The 18,782-nt window shown below is 69.9% G+C and carries 14 protein-coding genes and 2 pseudogenes; 5 read left to right on the plus strand and 11 right to left on the minus strand.

Going from position 1 to position 18,782, the window contains the following annotated elements:
- Positions 1-134 precede the first annotated feature (134 nt).
- From ACFZCP_RS30050 to ACFZCP_RS30060, 3 genes are all read right to left on the minus strand, one after another.
- The gene (locus ACFZCP_RS30050; RefSeq protein WP_391432770.1) at positions 135-638 is read right to left on the minus strand and encodes a hypothetical protein; all 504 of its coding nucleotides are present in this window, start codon (positions 636-638) and stop codon (positions 135-137) included.
- Positions 639-777: 139 nt separating this feature from the next.
- Positions 778-1,722 carry a hypothetical protein gene (locus tag ACFZCP_RS30055; protein ID WP_391432773.1) on the minus strand — a complete coding sequence of 315 codons (945 nt, stop codon included), beginning with the start codon at positions 1,720-1,722 and terminating at the stop codon, positions 778-780.
- On the minus strand, positions 1,703-3,007 hold the full coding sequence (locus ACFZCP_RS30060) for a diaminobutyrate--2-oxoglutarate transaminase (RefSeq protein ID WP_391432776.1): 1,305 nt from the start codon (positions 3,005-3,007) through the stop codon (positions 1,703-1,705). Before ACFZCP_RS30060 ends, ACFZCP_RS30055 begins: the two co-directional genes overlap by 20 nt.
- Positions 3,008-3,420: 413 nt before the next feature.
- Between ACFZCP_RS30060 and ACFZCP_RS30065 the strand changes: the two genes are divergently transcribed.
- Together ACFZCP_RS30065 and ACFZCP_RS30070 are read left to right on the plus strand one after the other, a co-directional pair.
- Positions 3,421-4,632, plus strand: coding sequence for an ATP-grasp domain-containing protein (locus ACFZCP_RS30065; protein ID WP_391432779.1), 1,212 nt, complete (start codon positions 3,421-3,423; stop codon positions 4,630-4,632).
- Between the two features lie 578 nt (positions 4,633-5,210).
- The gene (locus tag ACFZCP_RS30070; protein ID WP_391432782.1) at positions 5,211-6,431 is read left to right on the plus strand and encodes a metallophosphoesterase; all 1,221 of its coding nucleotides are present in this window, start codon (positions 5,211-5,213) and stop codon (positions 6,429-6,431) included.
- 115 nt (positions 6,432-6,546) lie between these two features.
- Here the strand turns inward: ACFZCP_RS30070 and ACFZCP_RS30075 are convergent, their stop codons facing one another.
- The 8 genes and pseudogenes from ACFZCP_RS30075 to ACFZCP_RS30110 all read right to left on the minus strand — a co-directional run bounded on the left by ACFZCP_RS30075 (position 6,547) and on the right by ACFZCP_RS30110 (position 15,423).
- Positions 6,547-7,770, minus strand: a complete 1,224-nt coding sequence (locus tag ACFZCP_RS30075) for an esterase/lipase family protein (RefSeq protein WP_391432785.1) — start codon at positions 7,768-7,770, stop codon at positions 6,547-6,549.
- 208 nt (positions 7,771-7,978) lie between these two features.
- A pseudogene (locus tag ACFZCP_RS30080) lies at positions 7,979-8,260 on the minus strand (RbsD/FucU domain-containing protein); the annotation flags it as partial.
- Between the two features lie 21 nt (positions 8,261-8,281).
- Positions 8,282-8,725: pseudogene (locus tag ACFZCP_RS30085) on the minus strand (alpha-keto acid decarboxylase family protein); the annotation flags it as partial.
- Between the two features lie 204 nt (positions 8,726-8,929).
- Positions 8,930-9,583 carry an HAD-IA family hydrolase gene (locus ACFZCP_RS30090; protein WP_391432788.1) on the minus strand — a complete coding sequence of 218 codons (654 nt, stop codon included), beginning with the start codon at positions 9,581-9,583 and terminating at the stop codon, positions 8,930-8,932.
- A gap of 118 nt (positions 9,584-9,701) precedes the next feature.
- Positions 9,702-10,565 (minus strand): LLM class flavin-dependent oxidoreductase, encoded by an 864-nt coding sequence (locus ACFZCP_RS30095; protein WP_391432791.1) that lies wholly within the window; start codon positions 10,563-10,565, stop codon positions 9,702-9,704.
- Between the two features lie 403 nt (positions 10,566-10,968).
- On the minus strand, positions 10,969-11,478 hold the full coding sequence (locus tag ACFZCP_RS30100; RefSeq protein ID WP_362699310.1) for an inclusion body family protein: 510 nt from the start codon (positions 11,476-11,478) through the stop codon (positions 10,969-10,971).
- A gap of 46 nt (positions 11,479-11,524) precedes the next feature.
- Positions 11,525-13,354, minus strand: coding sequence for a thiamine pyrophosphate-binding protein (locus ACFZCP_RS30105; RefSeq protein WP_391432795.1), 1,830 nt, complete (start codon positions 13,352-13,354; stop codon positions 11,525-11,527).
- Positions 13,351-15,423 (minus strand): FAD-dependent oxidoreductase, encoded by a 2,073-nt coding sequence (locus ACFZCP_RS30110; protein ID WP_391432798.1) that lies wholly within the window; start codon positions 15,421-15,423, stop codon positions 13,351-13,353. The genes ACFZCP_RS30105 and ACFZCP_RS30110 overlap by 4 nt, the downstream gene beginning before the upstream one ends.
- 706 nt (positions 15,424-16,129) lie before the next feature.
- On the opposite strand from ACFZCP_RS30110, the gene ACFZCP_RS30115 reads away from it, so the two are divergent.
- From ACFZCP_RS30115 to ACFZCP_RS30125, 3 genes are all read left to right on the plus strand, one after another.
- On the plus strand, positions 16,130-16,690 hold the full coding sequence (locus tag ACFZCP_RS30115; protein ID WP_391432801.1) for a DUF4232 domain-containing protein: 561 nt from the start codon (positions 16,130-16,132) through the stop codon (positions 16,688-16,690).
- A 665-nt stretch (positions 16,691-17,355) separates the two neighbouring features.
- Entirely contained in the window at positions 17,356-17,760 is a 405-nt protein-coding gene (locus tag ACFZCP_RS30120; RefSeq protein WP_391432804.1) for a nuclear transport factor 2 family protein, read from the plus strand.
- A gap of 447 nt (positions 17,761-18,207) precedes the next feature.
- Complete coding sequence (locus ACFZCP_RS30125) at positions 18,208-18,747, plus strand: GNAT family N-acetyltransferase (RefSeq protein WP_391432807.1); 540 nt, start codon at positions 18,208-18,210, stop codon at positions 18,745-18,747.
- The last annotated feature ends 35 nt before the right edge of the window (positions 18,748-18,782 follow it).

Raw genomic sequence — 18,782 nt, forward strand, 5'->3', positions numbered from 1 at the left:
GTCGGCCCAGTGGCGCGCGTGCTGAGTTCTGCGGGTGCCCAGTGGCGCGGGTGTTCGGTGCTGCGGGTGCTCAGTGCCGCGGGTGCCCAGTGCTGCGGGCGCTTAGTGCTGCGGGTGCTTAGTGCTGCGGGTGCTTAGTGCTGCGGGTGCTGCGCTCCGAAATCGGGTGCGGCCGACGGCCGGGGGATTCCCTTTCCGTCCGTCCCCGTCAGGTCCTGGAGCCGGCGGACCTCCTCCACCATGGCCAGCAGGGCGTCCAGACTGGCCGGCGAGAGTCCGTGGGCGCGCAGTGCCAGATGGCGCACCTGTGCGTCCCGCAGGGCCGAGACGAGAGCCAGCTGGCCGTCGACTTTGTCGGCCACCTCGTTGTTGACGAAGTACTCGGTCGGGACGCCGAAGAACTCCGCGAGCGCCTCCAGATGGTCCAGGGTGACGTTGGACTTCTTTCCGGTGGCGAGTTCCCAGAGATAGGTGCCGGAGATCGCCCGTCCGGTGGTCTCGCGTATCTCCTGGGCGAGTTTCGCGTAACCGGGCCGCCGACGCTCGTCGGGGTAGACGGCGGCGATCAGGGTGGTGAGCCGACGGTCGATCTTGCGCTCAGTGGGTGGACCCGAGCGGCGGGACTGGGCTCCGCCCATGCGCGTCCGTTTTCCTTCCATGTCCGACCAGCTTCTCGACGGCCTCGGCCGGCACGTAAGAGTGGCAACCCTGTGACCATACTACTGGCCGCCCTCGTGGACGCGAAGGCAACTCCTGCCCGCTCCGGCGGGCCTGGAGTCACCCATGGCCCCAGCCCACATGCGAGAAATGACACTGGTGGCCCAACCCCATGAAGAACTCCGACAGTTCGGCGTACTGTCGCTGGTCCGGGCGCTCACGGAACAGGTACCCGACGACGGTGCCGGTGTGGGCGACGACGATGCCGTCCGCACCGAGCTCGGCCCGGTGCTCGTACAGGGCCTCGAAGGTCCGTTTCGGGACGACGCTCTGGGACAGCGCGGCACTTTCCGTGGCGGCGGACGCGACCGCGGCGGCGTCGGAGCGCGCGAAGGCCTCGAGGAGTGCGTCGGCGCAGTCGCGGTACGCGGCCCGGTGCCGGCCATAGTGCGCCAGCAGGGCCGGCCCGGCCGCCTCGGTGTCGACGGATCCCTCTTCCACGATGTAGCACGCGTACAGACCGATCCGGTCGCCCAGCCGGCGCACCACCCGCTGCGCGGCGCTCAGGTAGAGGGCGTACTCGTCGAGGAAGACGCTGTCGGCCCGCTCGATCCGGGCCAGGACGCCGGTGACGGTGCTCTGGTCGTAGGGCAGGGCGAACAGCCGGAACAGACAGCGCAGCGTGGCGACGATGTCCGCGGTGGAGCTGGCCATCCCCTTGCCGACCGGGAGTTCGGTGTGAAAGGTCATGCGTCCCGCGGGCATGGTGAGCTCGTAGCGGTCCAGGAAGAGGTCCACGGCCCGGGCCGTCTTGGGGCGGGTCGCGAGGGCCGAGGCATCGAACTCGGCGGCCGAGGGGTCGAGGGCGATGTGACACCAGCTGAACTTGTCGACCGGCAGCGACACCAGTGAGATGTGGGGCAGCCCGGCCTCCCAGTGCGGACCCTGGTACAGCTCGCCCAGCGTCCCTCTGCTGACACCGCTGTACAGGGCCCGGGCCGTCCCGGCGCCGACGGCCGGGCGGGGAGCGGTCCGGGTCCGCGGCTCAGGCGGCGTCTGCAGCATGGCCCGGCCCCCGGACGTCGGTGGCGGCGAGCGCGGAGCGGACGATGTCCAGGCCCCGGTCGAGTTCCTCGCGGCCGATGGTGAGCGGGGGCAGCACCCGCAGGACCTCGTCGTCGCGGCCGCAGCGCTCCATGACCAGGCCGTCCTGGAAGCACAGCTCCTGGACGCGCCGGGCGCGTTCCGCGTCCCCGGTGTCCACCCCGGTCACCAGACCGCGGCCCCGGACGTGCAGTCCCAGCTCGGCGGTGACCCGCTCGCCGAAGCTCCGCAGGACGCCGGCGTTCTCGTCGAGCCGCGTCAGGAAGAGCGGGTCCCGCCAGTGGTCCAGGGTCGCGGTGGCGGCGACGAACGCCAGTTGGTTGCCGCGGAAGGTGCCGCTGTGCTCGCCGGGCCGCCACACGTCCAGCTCCGGCGAGATCAGTACGAGCGCCATGGGCAGCCCATAGCCGCTGATGGACTTCGACACGGTGATGACATCCGGGGTGATGCCCGCCTGCTCGAAACTGAAGAAGTCACCGGTGCGTCCGCAGCCGGCGAAGATGTCGTCGACGATCAGGACGATGCCGTGCCGTTCGGTGAACGCCCGCAGGCCGCGCAGGAATTCGGGGGACGCGCAGTAGATTCCGCCGTCGGACTGGACGGTTTCCAGGACGACGGCGGCGGGCGGCGCGGATCCGCTCGAACGGTCGGCGACCATCCGTTCCAGATACGACAGGGAGTCGAAGGGGCCCGTCGGTCCTTCCGGAAACGGCACGAAGACGGTGCCGGAGGGATCGGTGCCCAGGGCCGCGCGGGCGACGAGATCACCCGTGACGGCCAGGGAGCCGGCGGACACACCGTGGAACCCGCCGTAGAACGACACCACCCCGCGGCGGCCGGTGGCCTTGCGGGCCAGCTTCAGCGCCGCCTCCACCGCGTTGGTGCCGGTGGGGCCGCAGAACTGGACCTTGTGAGGAAGTCCGCGGGGAGCGAGGACGGTCTCGTTGAAGGCGTCCAGGAACTCGCGCCGGGCGACGGTGAAGAGGTCGAGTCCGTGGGCCAGCCCGTCATCGGCCAGGTACTGGAGCAGCCGCTCTTTCACCGCCGGTGGATTGTGCCCGTAGTTGAGGGCTCCCGATCCGCAGAAGAAGTCGATGAACCTCCGGCCCTCCTCGTCGTACAGGAAGGAACCCCGGCCCTTCGCGAAGACGGCGGGGAACTTGCGGGAATAGCTTCGGACTTCCGATTCCCGCGAGTGCGGGTGGCACTCCGCCCGGGTCGGTGCGAGAGGTGACTGCGGGGGCATGAGGTTCTCCTTCGGCGGGAGGCAGGTGAGGGGAGCCCGGCCGGGGCCGCGGCTCAGGGCTGCGGGACGCCGGTCGCTCCGCGTCGGGAACAGCGAGGACCGCGGCCGTACGGGCTCGGCGAGGTGACCGGTCCACGGCGGGGCTGCGCGCCCTGCGACCGCCGGCGGACGTGTGCCCCGGAGAGTTCGTCCCCGATCCGGGACGACGGTGCGCGGCCCGAAGACCACGGTGCCTGGAGCGTGACCGCCACGAAAACACCGTGGACACCGCACTGTCAACGGCCGGTTCGGGCGCGGGTCCCTCAGCTTGGTGCGCTGCAGTTACCTGGGTCCGGCGACCGCTGGAGAGCGTTCGGCCACGGGCACATACTCGGCGTGTCCCTCCCCCACCCGCAACGAACGGAGACACCGGCGTGCACGTCGCAGCTCTCGAATGGCTCACCTTCGGTCTCGCCGACGCGGTGGCCGCCGCGCAGGAGCGGGGCCTCACCTTCCACCTGCTGACCGCCGACCGTTCCGAGTACGCCTTCGAGGTGAATCGGTGTGCCCCCGGCTCGCTCGTCGTGCACGACACGGACACCTCCGACCCCGCCCGGGTGGTGAAGGAACTGCGGGCGATCGACGGTCTGGCCGGGCTGATCAGCACGACCGACGTGTGCAGCCAGGTGTCCCCGCGGGTCGCCACCGAGCTGGGTCTGTGGGCCCAGTCCGCCGATGCCGTAGGGCTGGTGCGGGACAAGGCCGCGCTGCGCCGCCATCTGCATGACACGGGCCTCTCGCGCTCCTCGCAGCGGACCGTCGACCCGTTCGGCACCGGTGCCGAGGACCTCGCGAGCACACTGAGCTACCCGGTCATCCTCAAGGACGTCTCCGGAACCGGTAGCCAGGGCGTGTGGCTGGCGCACGGACCGCAGGACGTCCCGGCCGTGCTCGACGCGGCCCGAGCCGCCGGTCTGCGCGGCGGCGCGCTGACGGCCGAGCCCTACTTCTCCGGCCCGTTGTACAGCGCCGAGACACTGAGCTGGGGCGGTGAGACCCGGCTGCTCGGCGTCACCAGCCGGCTCATGTCCCCGCTGCCGTACTTCCGGGAGGAGGCCGAGGCGTTCCCCGTCTCCTTCCCCGCGCTCCAGGCCGACGAGCTGGCCACCCTGATCACCTCGGCACTGGACGGCATCGGCTACTCCGGCTTCTCCCACACCGAGTTCATCCTCACCGACGACGGCTTCGAGATCGTGGAGGTCAATCCCCGGCTGGGCGGGGGCATGGTCGGCGGCCTCATCAACGGCGCGTACGACATCAACCTGTGTCACGCCTTCATCGACATGGCGCTCGGGCAGCGTCCCGCTCTGCTCGACGCACCCCTCACACCGCTGCGGGGCATGTCGGAGGTCCACCTCATCGCGGACCGGACCGGTGTGTTCGACGGTTTCGACGGCGAGGCGCTGCTGACCAGCCACCCGGGCTCCCCCCGGCTGTTCCCGTCCCGCTCCCGCGGGCAGACCGTGGACTGCACCACCGACTGGCGCGGCAGTGTGGGATCCATCGTGGCGCACGGCCCGACCCCGGAACTGGCCCTGTACAACGCGGCCGCGGCGGCTCGCGTGGTACGGCCCCGCATCCGGTGACGGCCCAACCACGCCCGCGCCGGGCCCAGTCCAGCGGGCCGAGTCCGCTTCGGCGAGAGGGCTTCGCTCCCCGAGCCCCTTGTGCGGCTTCCGTCGGTCAGGCATGCGGTCGCCGCCTGAGACGGGTTCATCGATGCGGGCCATTCGGGAAGCGCGGTAAAAAGCCGCGGTGGTGCGGGTGGAGGAACTCCATGCCGAGCCTGGAGACGGGTTGCGCGGCAGCTCACCGAGAGGGCGGGGCGACGCCCGGCACTCGGCCGGTACACAGCGCCGCGCCTCAGAGCAACACGGTGCCGCTCGCCGTCCCCTCGCCGGCCCCAAGACCAAGGTCCGGGCCAGGGGCGGACCAACTCGGCCTCTCATCAGCACCTTCCGCTCAGTGCAGCAGGTCAGCCAGGGATCGGCCGTGTACCACCAGCAGACGAAGAACCTTGCAGCACGAATGTCCGCGGCGAAGTCGTGCCATGCCGCAGAGAACCCTTCGCCTCAACGGCCCGCGCCCATGAACGCCGATCCGGCCGACCCGAGGGCGACCGGATACAGTGCGCGAGACGGCAGCCTGGTCAGGGAGGGGAAGCGTGACCGACACCAGCGACACCCGGCCCGCCGACGGTGCAGCGCAAGCGCCGCGGCAGAGCCGACTGCACCGCCTGATGCGCTACATCCCCCTGATCGCCCCCGTCCTGCTGTGGGCCGTGCCCTGCTGGGTGCTGCTGTACAACGGCCAGCACTGGCCGCTGCCCGTCACGTTGGTCGGCACCGCCGTGTTCACCCTTGGCCTCATCGGTATGCCGCTCGCCATGGTGCGCGGCCACGGCCGGCGCCAGCAGGACCGGGCGGCGATCGTCGGTGACACCCTGCTGGGCAGCAGCTGGGTTCTGTTCACCTGGTCCGTTCTGCTCGGCGTCCTGCTGCGGCTCGCCCTGACCGTGGCCGGCGTCGGCGAGAGTCAGGACCGGGCCCGCATCGTCACGTGGGCCGTCCTCGGCGCAACCGCCGTACTGCTCGCCTGGGGGTACGCCGAGGCCCGCCGCGTGCCACGTGTGCGCCGACTCGACGTGCAACTCCCGCGACTGGGTGCCGGGTTGGACGGCATCCGCGTCGTCCTCATCACCGACACCCACTACGGCCCACTCGATCGCGCTCGCTGGTCGGAACGGGTGTGCGAGACGGTGAACTCTCTGGAAGCCGACCTGGTCTGCCACACCGGCGACATCGCGGACGGCACGGCCGAACGCCGCCGCGCCCAGGCCGTCCCACTCGGTACCGTGCGGGCGACCCGGGCCCGCGTGTACGTCACCGGCAACCACGAGTACTTCAGCGAGGCCCAGGGCTGGGTCGACCTGATGGACGAGCTGGGCTGGGAGCCGCTGCGCAACCGCCATCTCCTGCTCGAACGCGGAGGCGACACCCTCGTGGTCGCCGGCGTGGACGACGTCACCGCCGAGTCCTCCGGCCTGGCCGGCCACCGCGCCCATCTCGCCGGAGCCTTGAACGGCGCCGACCCCGACCTGCCCGTCCTGCTCTTGGCACACCAGCCCAAGTTCGTCGACCGGGCGGCTGCCGCCGGCATCGACCTCCAGCTCTCCGGCCACACCCACGGCGGCCAGATCTGGCCCTTCCACCACCTGGTCCGCATCGACCAGCCCGCCCTCGCCGGCCTCAGCCACCACGGCACCCGCACCCTCCTCTACACCAGCCGCGGCACCGGCTTCTGGGGCCCGCCCTTCCGCGTCTTCGCCCCCAGCGAGATCACCCTGCTCGTGCTCCGCTCCCCGCACCTGCCCGCCTCGCCGTAGCACGGGGCGGGCCAACACATCCGCTTGGAGCGGTCCACGCCAGCGCCCGTCGCAGCACATCGGCTGGAGTTGGCGGGAAGCGACTCACGTGGTGTCGAACCGACTCACCACCGGATCACTGGAACCGGTCCATCAGCCAGGTGCACAGCTCCTCGGTCGGGAGGGTGTGCGGGGTCGTCGTGGAAGAGCAGCGGAACTCGTCCAGACCGCTCTGGGCCGGGTCCAGGTCGTGGACCCTGGCATACAGGTCCTCCTGCCGCCCGAAGTCCAGGATGTCGACCGCGCTGACCGACGGGACGAAGCACACGTGCGGGTGTCGCAGGTCCGCCTCGCCACCGGCCTCGGTCATCGAGTCGGCGAGGATCTCGTACGTCGCGAGCGTGCCGCCCGGTGCGCCGTCCAGCTCCGGGAAGCCGCTGGTCGTGATGGTCCGCTCGGTGGCCGGGAACTTCCGGTTCAGGTAGGCGACCGTCACGTCGTCGCCCTGCGCCTGGGTGTAGAAGGTGGTGCCGGGGTAGCGGACGTCGAGCCGCAGGGCGACCTCGCCGGGCTCGACGTCGGGCATCCCGATGCCGTCGCCGCGGCCGTTGGCGACGGCCAGCCTGCGCGGGATCTGCGGCCACTGGCCGACCCGGTCCAGCTCGTTCAGCAGCGCCGTGCGCTCGGGGGCCACCCCGATCTTCTGGGTCTGCTTGTCGTAGTGCTGCCACAGCATCTGCCGCGCGGCCAGGCTGTTCATCTGCTGCTCGAACGGATGGGGCTTGAGGTCCAGGCCGTATGGAAGCAGATATGCGAACGCCTGGACGCCCACGGGGATGGAGGCACCGCGGTGCGGGGTGTCGAACGAGAAGTACACGCCCGTCTGGTGCTCGTCCTCGTGGAAGTCGGTCTCCATCCTGGCGAGGGTGTAGCGCGCGATGAGGCCACCCATGCTGAAGCCGCCGACGATCAGCCGCTCGTTCCCCGTGCGGCGGTCGATGGCCTCACGGATGGTGCCCTCGACCGCCTTCGAGTTGGTCAGGATGGAGTCGGAGCGGTTGTCGAAGCCGAGCAGGATCACGTCCATGTTGCGGCGGCGGAGTTCGCTGATGAAGGGGTAGTCCTCGCCCTCAAGGAACTCGTAGAGCTCCTTGAGCTTGCTCCTGCCGTGGTTGAAGCCGTCTGCGATGATCACCGGCCGGGTGAGGGTGCTGTTGTCCTTGCCGTAGAAGACCCAGGTGAATCCCTTGTCCACGGTCCACTCTTCGTCGAAGTCCGGTACCTCGACCGGATGGGAGGGTGAGTCGAGCGGGTCGCCGATGGTGAACGGGATGACGGGGGACTCCGTCGCTTCGGACATGGGCGTACTCCTCGTGGGAGGGGGAGGCGGACGACAACATCATGAGCCACATTTCGGACATAAGGCCTGTCGTGCATGCTCTCGCGTGTCGCACATGGTTTCGGGACTTCCGGAGGGGGATCCGGGAGATCGCGGAGGTCCCCACAGTCGGGGGAAGCAAGCCGGGAGGCCCGGTCGAGGACCGGGCCTCCCGAAGCGTCTTCACAGGTCACCGAGGTGAGACGAACACCCCGCACCGCAGCAGCACATGCGGATACGGCCGCGCCTCGCCCGCACAGACCGCCAGCCACGCCCCCGCCGACAGCTCCTTCAGCTCCCCGTGCGAGACGTACGCCAGTCGGGTGAAGTACCGCTCCAGCAGCCCCGCCCCCAGCGGATTCACCTCACGCGCCTCGGAGGCCGCCGTGACGCCCTCCTCGAACAGCGCGTTCATCGGCCCCTCCACCACCTCGGCGAACGACGGCACCCCCGCCCGGAAGGCGAGGCCGACAGCGCTGGTGAGCACCCTGTTCCCGGCGCCGAAGGCCTTCACCAGCGCGTCCTGGAGGGCGGGCAGCAACTGGACGAGCTGGACGTCGGGGAAGTAGGAGGTACCGACGCTGATGCCGCCGTGCGCTGCCATCACCCAGTCGGTGCCGACGCTCTGCTCACCGTCGAGGTTCTTCGACGTGGACCAGGCGCCGAGCCCGATCCGGCAGGTGGCCCACTCCTTGAAGATCGCGCGCACGTCCGGGTGGCCGGCCTTGCCGTTGTAGACGCCGTGGAACTGCGGCAGGTCCTCGCCCACGACGGCCTTGGCACCGACGGTCGTGCAGAACGGCACGCCGGTGGCCTCCACCAGGTCGACGAGTTCCCCGCCGAGCCCGTACCGGTCGATCTCCTCGCCGGCCCACACGATCGGGCGGGGCCTGCCGTCCGGGCCGGGGTGCTCCTCCATCAGGGTGAGGATCGCCTGCGCCGAATTGGATCGCATTCCGGACTGACATGGAGTCCCCTGTCACACAGCCCGCATTGACCACTCCCGCCTCGGCAGTCGCAGCCCCACTCCCCCCGAAGCGCCACCAAACAACCCCGCCGGGACAGAACGCTCTTTATGGCCCGTCCCGCAATTGATCTCTGGCCAGCCGACATCGTGGAGGTCCGGGCAAGGGCCGGCCACTCACCGGAGGCCGGACGCGAAGGCGAGGATGTCGTGGGCCGCTTCGCGCAAGCTGCCGAAGTGGCGGTGCACCCCCTTCACGGCCGCGGGGGTGTTGACACCCCACACCGTCATCCCGGCGCGCAGGCCGGACTGCACTCCGGAGGGGGCGTCCTCGATGACCAGGCAGTCCTCCGGTCTGGCACCAAGTCGCGCGGCGGCCTGCAGATACGGCACCGGCGACGGCTTGCCTTCCGGCACGGCAGCCGCATCCACGAGGACCTCCGGCACCGGCAGACCCGTCCGCGCGAAACGTCCACGTACCCGGTGTTCGTAGTTCGAGGTCACCAGCGCCCAGGCCCCGGGCCGCAGCGCGTTCAGCAACTCCGCGGCGCCGTCGAAGGCCGTACAGGTGCCGGAGCGAACGTCCTCGTCCTCGAGCTCGTGCAGCGTGGCCAGGCAATCCCGGGGATCCTGGTCCGGAGCGACCTGTGCGAAGGTCTCCATCGGCCTCGTCCGGAGCGCCACTCGGTAGACCTCGACGGGGTCCAGTCCGTATCGCTCTGCCCACGTTCGCCAGACCAGGCGCTGATTGTCCAAGGCGTCGATCAACGTGCCGTCGACATCGAACAGGACATGGCTCCTCGCACCGGGGCAACCGGGTTCACTGATCACGCCTCGATCATGCCATCAGGCCCTGAGCAGGAAGTTCGGGAGAAGAGGCCGACCTCGGTGGCCCCGCCGGGAATCCGGGGCCACAAGGGCCGGAGCCCGGACTGGTTCCGGCGGCTCGTCACAGGGCCGGAGGCCCTGCCTCGATGCGGCGGAGCACCGGGGCCAGACGGTCCAGGTCGGGGCCGGTCTGGATCTGCCGCTCGTCCCACCACGTGGCCCCGGCGTCGCGCAGCGGACCGATCACGTCCGCGGCTCTGGCCGCATCGGGGGGCGTAGCGCCGCCGAGCACGAACTCGAAGGGGGCCCTGGCCCCGCCCGTACGCTGCTTGTTCACGTGGCCGACCAGTTCCCGCACCTCCGCCGCATCCGGTACATGTCCGTGCCGGGCCGTCTCGAACAGCGGCACCGCGCCGTCCCATCGCGCTGCCCGCCGCATGGGCTGCCGACGCGGCCAGAACCCGCCGATCCACACCGGCGGACGGGGCCTCTGCGCGGTGGCGGGCACCAGCGTGACGTCCCGGACCTCGTAGTGCGGGCCATGGTGGTTCACCGGCTCACCGGACCAGTAGCGCCGCAGGAGCTCCAGTCCCTCGTCCAGCCGCTCGGCGAGGACGCGTGGCTCGGCGGTGTCGCCGAAGCTGCGGTACTCGTCCTCCAGCGGGCCGCCCAGGCCCGCGGCGAAGATCACCCGGCCGCCGCTGAGGTGGTCCAAGGTGGCCACCTGGCGGGCGAGTTGTTGTGGGCGGTAACGAGGGACCGGCGTCAGCAGGGTGCCCAGCCGGATCCGTGAGGTCGCCAGCGCGGCGGCGGTCAGCAGCATCCAGGGGTCCGCGAAGGGACGCCCCTGATGCTGTCGGTGCAGCACGTGATCCCAGACGAAGAGACCGTCCCAGCCGCACTGTTCGGCGGCTGCCGCTGCCGTCGCGACGTTACGGGGGTCTGCGAAGTCACCGAAGTTGGGGATGTTCACGGAGAAGCGCATCCCAGCAGGATGCGGAGCCGACCGTGCAGGGGCAACAGAATTGAGGGCCGGCCGATTGCAGAACGGGCCGCCGGCCCCCGTGATCCCCGGCCTTGCCTCTGGTCGGAGGCGAGCGGACCCCGCCCCGCCGGCAGACGAAGAACCTCCTGGTGTCGTACTCGCCGAGGAAGCCGGGCTTCTTCCAGACCCAGAAAGAGGACGCCGGTACCGCGCAGCGCGGCAGACCGGACACAGCCTGGAGCCACAGGCCGTGCACCGCGCAGCGCGGCAAGCCGGACACGGCGGAGAGCCACAGGCCGGACACTGCGAAGGCCGGCGGGTCGGGCACCGCGAAGGGCGGCAGGTCGGTGCCGCGAAGGGCGGCGGCGGGGTGACCGCGCCGCCGCCCCTCACGTCCGGACCGTCAGGCGTCCTCGATGGTGATGAAGGGGTCCCACTGGTAGTACCCCTTCAACTGCCGGTGCCGGTCGAGGATCTGGAAGTAGAAGTGGTACACGACCTTGCCGACGCTCTTCACCGTGGTGCGCCAGTAGTGGTCCTGGTACTTCTGCGTCACGAAATCCGGACTGCCCTCGCTGCCTTCCTGCGGCAGCGGATAGACGCCGTCGACCACTTCGATCTCCGGCGTCCTGATAAGTGTGTGGCCCGGGTCGCTGCTCACGTAGCGGTACAGCAGCGCCTTGTAGTCGCTGCCCAGTGACACCGTCGTCTCCCGCCACCGGATAGTGTCCCCGGGCTCGGCCCGCAGGTTCAGCTCGGCGCCCGAAGTGCCGACGATGTGGTCGTGCCGCGTCGTCATGTAGATCAGGCTCTGGTCGACGTAGGTCGGTGCGTCGGGATTCCGCGACGCGCCCGGATTCTGCTCGACGATCGTGGCCGCGTCGAACGCGATCAGTACGTTCAGATCAGCCATTTCTTTCCCCCTCGGGATTCGGGATTCTCTGACACGGGAGTTTCGGTCATGAGGATTTCGGCACCTTGTACGCCATGGCCCGCGGATAGTCGTGCCGGTCCAGGCGGACGCGGACCAGGAGGGGTCCGGCGTTGACCGGGTCGCGCGGGTCGCCGAGGCGGGCCAGCAGGTCGTCCAGCTCCGCGGGGCGGGCGACGCTGAGGCCGGTCGCCGGGGTGTCCTTGCCGGCGAAGACGGCCGCGAGGCGGTCGTAGTGCCAGGGGTGCAGGACGTTGTAGAAGTCCGGCTCGGCGGGATCCTGTCCGGCGAAGTAGGCCGGGTGCACCAACATCTGCTCGATGCCGTAGAAGGACCCGTTGTCCAGGACGAAGACCACCGAGCGCAGCCCGAGCCGGGTGTGCGTGGAGATCTCCTGGCAGGTCTCCTGGAAGGCGCCGTCGCCGACGAACACCATCGGGCGGGCGCCCTCGCGTTCCGGGGCGAGCGCGGCGCCGGTGGCCGCGCCGACCGACCAGCCGATGGACAGCCAGCTGATCTGGGACAGGAAGCCGCCCGCGGACAGGGACAGGTTCATCGAACCGATGAGGGAGAACGCGGCGTCGGACACGACCGTCCACTCGTCCGTGGTCTCGCGGCCCAGGAAGTGGTTGACCCGGTCGAACACGCCGTCGTACGTGAGCCGTTCGGCGTCCCGGGACCGCGCACCGCTGACGCTCAGCGAGGCGCGGTACTGCGCCAGGCCGGCGGGGTGGTCGTCCCGCGCTCCCTGGTAGCTGTAGGACTCGGCGTAGTAGTCCGCGGACAGGCCCTCGGTGCCGTAGGCCTTCACCAGCGCGTCCTGGAGGGCGGGCAGCAACTGGACTAGCTGGACGTCGGGGAAGTAGGAGGTACCGACGCTGATGCCGCCGTGCGCTGCCATCACCCAGTCGGTGCCGACGCTCTGCTCACCGTCGAGGTTCTTCGACGTGGACCAGGCGCCGAGCCCGATCCGGCAGGTGGCCCACTCCTTGAAGATCGCGCGCACGTCCGGGTGGCCGGCCTTGCCGTTGTAGACGCCGTGGAACTGCGGCAGGTCCTCGCCCACGACGGCCTTGGCGCCGACGGTCGTGCAGAACGGCACGCCGGTGGCCTCCACCAGGTCGACGAGTTCCCCGCCGAGCCCGTACCGGTCGATCTCCTCGCCGGCCCACACGATCGGGCGGGGCCTGCCGTCCGGGCCGGGGTGCTCCTCCATCAGGGTGAGGATCGCCTGCACGGCCTGGTCCAGCATCGTCTGGTTGCGCTCGCTGAAAGGCCGTTCGCGGCGGACGATCGGCTCCCTCGGCTCGGGGCAGGGCTCGTCCCACAGGTCTTCCATGACCTCCAGGTAGACCGGCCGGCGCTCCGAGACGCACGCGGTGAGCGCGGCGTCGATCTGGGCGGGCGCCAGGCCCGGGTGGGAGATGACCTGTGCGTCCACGGTGACCTGCCGGTAGACGTCCAGGTTGCTCTCGGCACGGGGGCTCATGTGCGAGGTGAGCAGCCCGACGGCGCGGAAGTTCTGCCACTGCTCGTACGGCGGGCAGGCGTTGACGGCGATGAGCGGGACCTGCTCGACGTACGCGCCACCGCAGGCGTTGAGCAGATTGAACGCGCCCACGCTGTACGTCACCGCCGCCGCGCCCACGCCGTGGATGCGGGCGTAGGCGTCGGCCGCCTGGCCCGCGCCGCCCTCGGTAGGAGTGCCGACCCATTCGATGTCGCCCTCGGCCCGCAGGGTGGTGAGGAACGGGCCGAGGTGGTTGCCGGGGACTCCGAACAGATGGGTGATGCCCAACTCGGCCAGCCGCAGGGCGAGATAGCGGGCGACCGTGCAGGCGGGGGTGATCGCGCTCACGAGGACTCCCCTTCCCGGTCCGCACCCGGGACCTCCGGTTCCGGGCCTTTCCAGTCGGTGACCGGCGGGGCCTGGTGGACGGCGAGTGCGGCGCGGACGGCGCTCTCCAGGGCGCCCTCGATCCAGGCGTGCTTGAGGGACGTGTGCTCGCCGGCGAAGTGCACCGGGCCCTCGGGCCGGGAGACGTCCAGATGGAAGCTGGTCATCTGGTGCGCGGTGTAGATGGCGGCCTCGCCGAAGGCGTACGGGTCGCGGGCCCAGCTCTGGGTGGCGCCCCGGCCGGTGAAGAACACCTCGATGCGCCGGCCGTGCACGGCCTGGAGGTTGCGCAGGGCGTAGAGGTAGCGCTCCGTCTTCGGCATGGAGTCCCAGCGTGCGGCGTCGTCGGACCAGGAGTACGAGGCGAGGACGACGCCGCCGCCCATGCTGTCCGCGACCGGGTGCGAGGGGTAGTACATGAACCGGTTGGGGTTGTCGGCGGCGGAGCCCCCGCCGAAGCAGTGGGTGGCGGGCCGGACGGCGGGGCCGCGCAGGGGCAGACCGCCGTCGATCCGCCGCATCTCCTCGGTGACGAGGCTGTCCTTGACGGCGGCGCCGAGCAGTCCGGCCTCCGGCTCGGGCAGCGTGGGCACGGACACGGTCTCGGTGTCCACCTCGTGCCCCCGCCGGTAGTACTCGTACAGGCCGGGCGCGATGCCGTCCAGCATGTCGCGCCAGTCGTCCTCGGTGAACTCCCACCAGCGATGGCTGAATTCGAGCAGCACCTTGGTGGCCTGGTCGTAGTGGGTCTCGATGATGGCGCGGCGCTTCTTGTACGACATCGAGGGGACGATCTCCACGAAGCGCAGCGCGGAGAACGGGATGGTGACGACCGCCAGGTCCGCCGTCCACAGTCGGGGCAGTTCCTTCGGGTCCTCCTCGTCGACGGTCTGTACGGCCACGCCCCACCCGTCGGGTCCGACCGCCCCGGTGCCGTCGGGGTCGGTGTCGCGGCTGGGGTCGTGGTATTCGAGGCGGATCATGCGCTGACCGAGCTGCACCTCGTCGCGCAGGCCCTGGTACAGGGCGTGCGGCAGGCGCCAGCTACCTCCCGGGATCTCCCAGTAGCGGACGCCGGGGTTGATGTCGCTGCGGCTCAGGAAGCTGTGGAAGAAGGAGAGGTAGAGCCGCGAGGACATGTTTTCCAGGGTTCCGAGGGCTTCGACGGCCTCGTCGCTGAGCCCGGCCCGGTCGCGCAGGAAGGAGCCCATCGAGTCGCCGTCGAAGTCCCGGATCACCCGCGCCCAGCCCTCGACCCACTCGTCGAACGGCTTGTTGACCCGCTTGCCGTCGACGACGTCGGAGTAGTAGTCGCGCACGCTCTCCAGCGCCTCGTCCACCATCCGCGCGACGGGGGCGCGGACCTCGTCGTCGATGAGGTGGAAGCCCTCGTTGATCCGCTCGGGACCGGCAGCGTAGTCGGCGCGCCGCACCTGGACGCGGTTGGCGCGGATCCAGGAGTTGCCGAGCTTGTCGGGTTCGGCGAAGTCCGGGCTGTCGTCGCCGTACGTCCACGTCCGGCCGGTGAAGGAGGAGTACGTCACCGGAGGGACGGGCACGTCGGGGCCGCTGCCGGTGTGGGGGTCGATGTCCACGTTGTAGAACTGGCGGCGGCCGAGCCCCAGTTTGTCGACCAGGGCGAGGACGAGCGGGTGGAAGTCGGGCAGCCGCATGGCCCCGGCCTCGGCGTACTGGGCCGGGTCGGCGAAAGGCTGGTGGTGCTTGGTGGTGCGGAAGGTCTTGATGCGTCCGCCGACGCGGTTGGCGTTCGCCTCGAGGATGGTGACGTCGTGCCCGGCGTCCTTGAGCAGCCGGCCGACGACGAGGCCGGTGATGCCGGCGCCGACGACGAGGACCTTCTTGCGCGGGTGACGGGTGGTACCGAGGCGGCCGGTGTCTATCAGAGCATGCAGGTATTCGAGCTTGAGGTCTTTGCCGTCGGGTCCGACGAGGAGGAGTTCACGGGCGAGCCTCAGACAGGTCTGCCAGCGGGCACGGGTGGCGGAGTTGCCCCGTGGAGTGTCGGTCATAGCCTGCGATCGTAGATATGCCGAAACGGTTTCGCGGTTCACCCTGAAGACAAAGTCCTGAAACTACCGAGAGGAGTCGGTGGCGTGATTTCCACTTGCCCGAATTCTCGGCGAGAAGGCGGAAGATCCCTGAGGGACGGAAGGGAATTCGGATGCAACTGAAATAGCAATTCACTTGCGGAATGTGAAGCCCCTGAGGCGAGGATGTGACGACTCCGCCCGCCGACACGACAGGGAGACCGACGCCCCACTCCACAACTGACCGGCCGATCAGCGACGTTGACATATGCATCCGGCCAATGTGCGCCCGACCGCCGCCACATCACCACCGGAGGGGCCGGATTCCCATAGTCGAACGCACGCCCATCGAACGCGAACTCGACCAATCTGATAACTGGCTGCACTGCGACAGGACGCCGCGCGTCTGCGAGTCAGGGCCGAGCCGGCGCCGTTCGGACAGGTGGCCTCCGATCCGACGGTGTCGCGGCCGATCGACGCGCCGGCAACGGGCGGACATCGGGCGCTGACCGCACTGCGGTGGGCCCGTGGGCTCAAGTCCGTGAATACGAGGCAGCTGCTGAGATCGTGCGAGGGAGCCGACCGGGATCTTCTGGAACCTCCCCGGGAGGGTCGGCATCTCTCTGTGCAGTGAGGCAGGAGCGATGACACGGGGTCCCGCAAGGATGTCTTCACCAGGGGGAATCTCATGGCACCGCGGACACTGGCAGTCTCCGCTCTCAGCCTGGTGGTATTGCTGGGTGCCGCTGCCTGCGGCAAGGACCACGACACCGCCACCCAGCCGTCCAAGGGCGCTTCGGACGCCCGTCCCGCCGCGTGCGGATCGTCCGAGCTGAGCTGGAAGATGACCCTTCTGCCGGGCAAGCCGCACCATACGCCGACGGCGATGCTCAGCGCCGCCCGCAAGGGATCGGGTCCCTGCGCCTTCGACGGTTACCCGGGGCTGGAATTCTTTGTCGGCAAGGGACCGTCTGCCGATGCGAAGCCGAAGAAGTCCGCGCCGGTCCACGTGGTACTGAAGCCGGGCCACAGCATCGAGTTCCCGGTCTTCTACGACGCGGTCGCCTCGCCGTCCGAGAGCTGCGACGTCCTGGCGGAATACGACCCTCGCATCTCCGTGACACCACCGCACCGCACCGCGCACGACTACGGCTCCCTCGTGCAGCTGACCGACCCGCAGGGGCACCATGTCCGGGCGCAGGTGTGCGGCCCCGACGACCCGCTGCTGGGCGTGCCCCAACTGCACTGAGGCGCCCCTGGTTCGACAGGGTGCAGGCCCGTCTCCAGAACCCGGGCGCCGGCACCCGACACCCGATGCCCTCGGCACGCACCCGCACCGAGGGCATCACACGCACGGCACGCCGTCCGCCCCGGCCTGCGTATTCGGACTCAGGGGCGCCGGCCGCAGAGCTCGCCGCCGCCGCTCTCGGCCTGCTCGCGCAGTACCGCGTCCACAAGCGCCGTTGACCGACGAAGCGCGCGCACCGGTGACCGCCGAAGACCACCAGCGACTGCACGCCCCTTGTCCCCCCTCGGCCGGCCGGACCCGCTCCCTCACCTGTCCAGCTGAGAGAAACACAGCTCGCTCTCTGCCAGGAGCGGAGCTCATGAAAACCGCCGAGCGCATCCGACGTCACGCCGCGATCCCCTCCACCTCGTGCGCCTCCTGCGCCGGGAACGAAGCCCAGGATCGCCCGACCGGCCCAGCGCACGGCATGACACCCCTGCGGACCAGGGAAGATCCACACGCACAGATCCTCAGCACGAACAACGCATTCACCCCCGTGAGGAACAGACGATGCGCTCCGCACCTCGCACCGCCTGGCCCCGCAGCTCATGTCACCGCGAAGAGCCCGTAGCCGCGCAGATGACGACGTCCGAAGCACCCATGACAATCACTCTCTGGAGCATGGCATGTCCACACCCGAACAGAACAAAGAACTCGTTCTGACGGCCTTCGACACGCTCTTCGGCAGGCGCGACTACGCGGCCGCGGAGGAGTTCTGGTCCGAGGAATACGTTCAGCACAGCCGACACATCCCGCCCGGACGGGAAGGTCTGTTCAACCTCGTCCGCGCCCTGCCCGCCACCCTGCGCTACGACAACCAGCTCGTGGTCGCCGAGGGCGACTACGTGATGCTCTACGGCCGGTACTCCGGCACCGGCGAGACCGCCTCCGTCGTGGCCGACGTGGTGCGTATCGAGAACGGCAGACTGGCCGAACACTGGGACGTCTGGCAGGACGAGGCGACCCGGACCGAGTCCGCGAGCGGTCTGCCGATGTTCGGCAACGCCTTCCCGCCCGACCGGGCGAGTTGAGCCGGGACGACCAGTACACGACGCGCTCGCGGCCGGCGGCAATGCGCGGATGGCGTCGCCGAGCTCCCGGGGCCCTCGCCACGCATTCCACGGAACAGGTCTTCCACTACGACGTGGCCGGCCTGCTGCGCCGGCATGACTATGCGCCCGACGTGCTCGGCGGCACAGCAGCCGCTCACTTCTCCGAACACCATGTGCCCGCATCGGGATCGGTCTTCCCGACTCACAGGTTCGTCGTGCCCCTTCAGGAAGACGGACACGCCGCGTCCGAACCGACCCTCATCACCGTCGATCCGACCGGCATCTCCGTCGTCCGACGACAGACCGCCGACATCCCGTGGGGAAGCACGAGATCGCAAAGAGCCCCAGTTGCTGTCGGGGGCTCGGGTCCGGATGGAGTCGAGCGTTCCCCATTCGGTCGGTCTGACCACCTGTTAGCGTGCGACGATGGAAGATCTGGGATCCGTGGCCTGGCCGCCTGAGCCGATCAGGACCGAGAGGCTCGTGCTCCGTGAGCCCGAGACCCGGGACCGTGCGGCGTTCATCGACCTGCTCGCCTCGCCGGAGGTGCACACCTACCTCGGCGGCCCCCGGCCTCGGGACGAGCTTGAGCACGAGACGCCTGAGGTGCCCGAGCGGTGGCCCGGGAACTTCGTCGTCGATCTCGACGGGTCGATGATCGGCCAGATCCTGCTCAGGAGAGCAACGGGGCACCGTCGCCCGGCTGCCGCGGGGAAGGCCGATCTCGGCTACATGTTCCTGCCGCGGGCCTGGGGATTCGGGTACGCCGCCGAGGCCTGCGCGGCGGCACTCGGCTGGCTCGCCGACGCGCTTCCCGGCGAGCCGGTGGTGCTCACCACCCAGACCGCCAACGTCGGCTCGATGCGTCTCGCGGCGAAGCTGGGGTTCACCGAGGTGGAGCGGTTCGAGGCTTGGGGCGCCGAGCAGTGGCTCGGCATGCGGTCCCCGGTCACGCCGTCCGGTTGAGCTCGCGACGAAACCGCCGCCCAGTACCCGCCCCT

This window comes from Streptomyces sp. NPDC007971, from assembly GCF_042958635.1.
GTDB lineage: Bacteria > Actinomycetota > Actinomycetes > Streptomycetales > Streptomycetaceae > Streptomyces.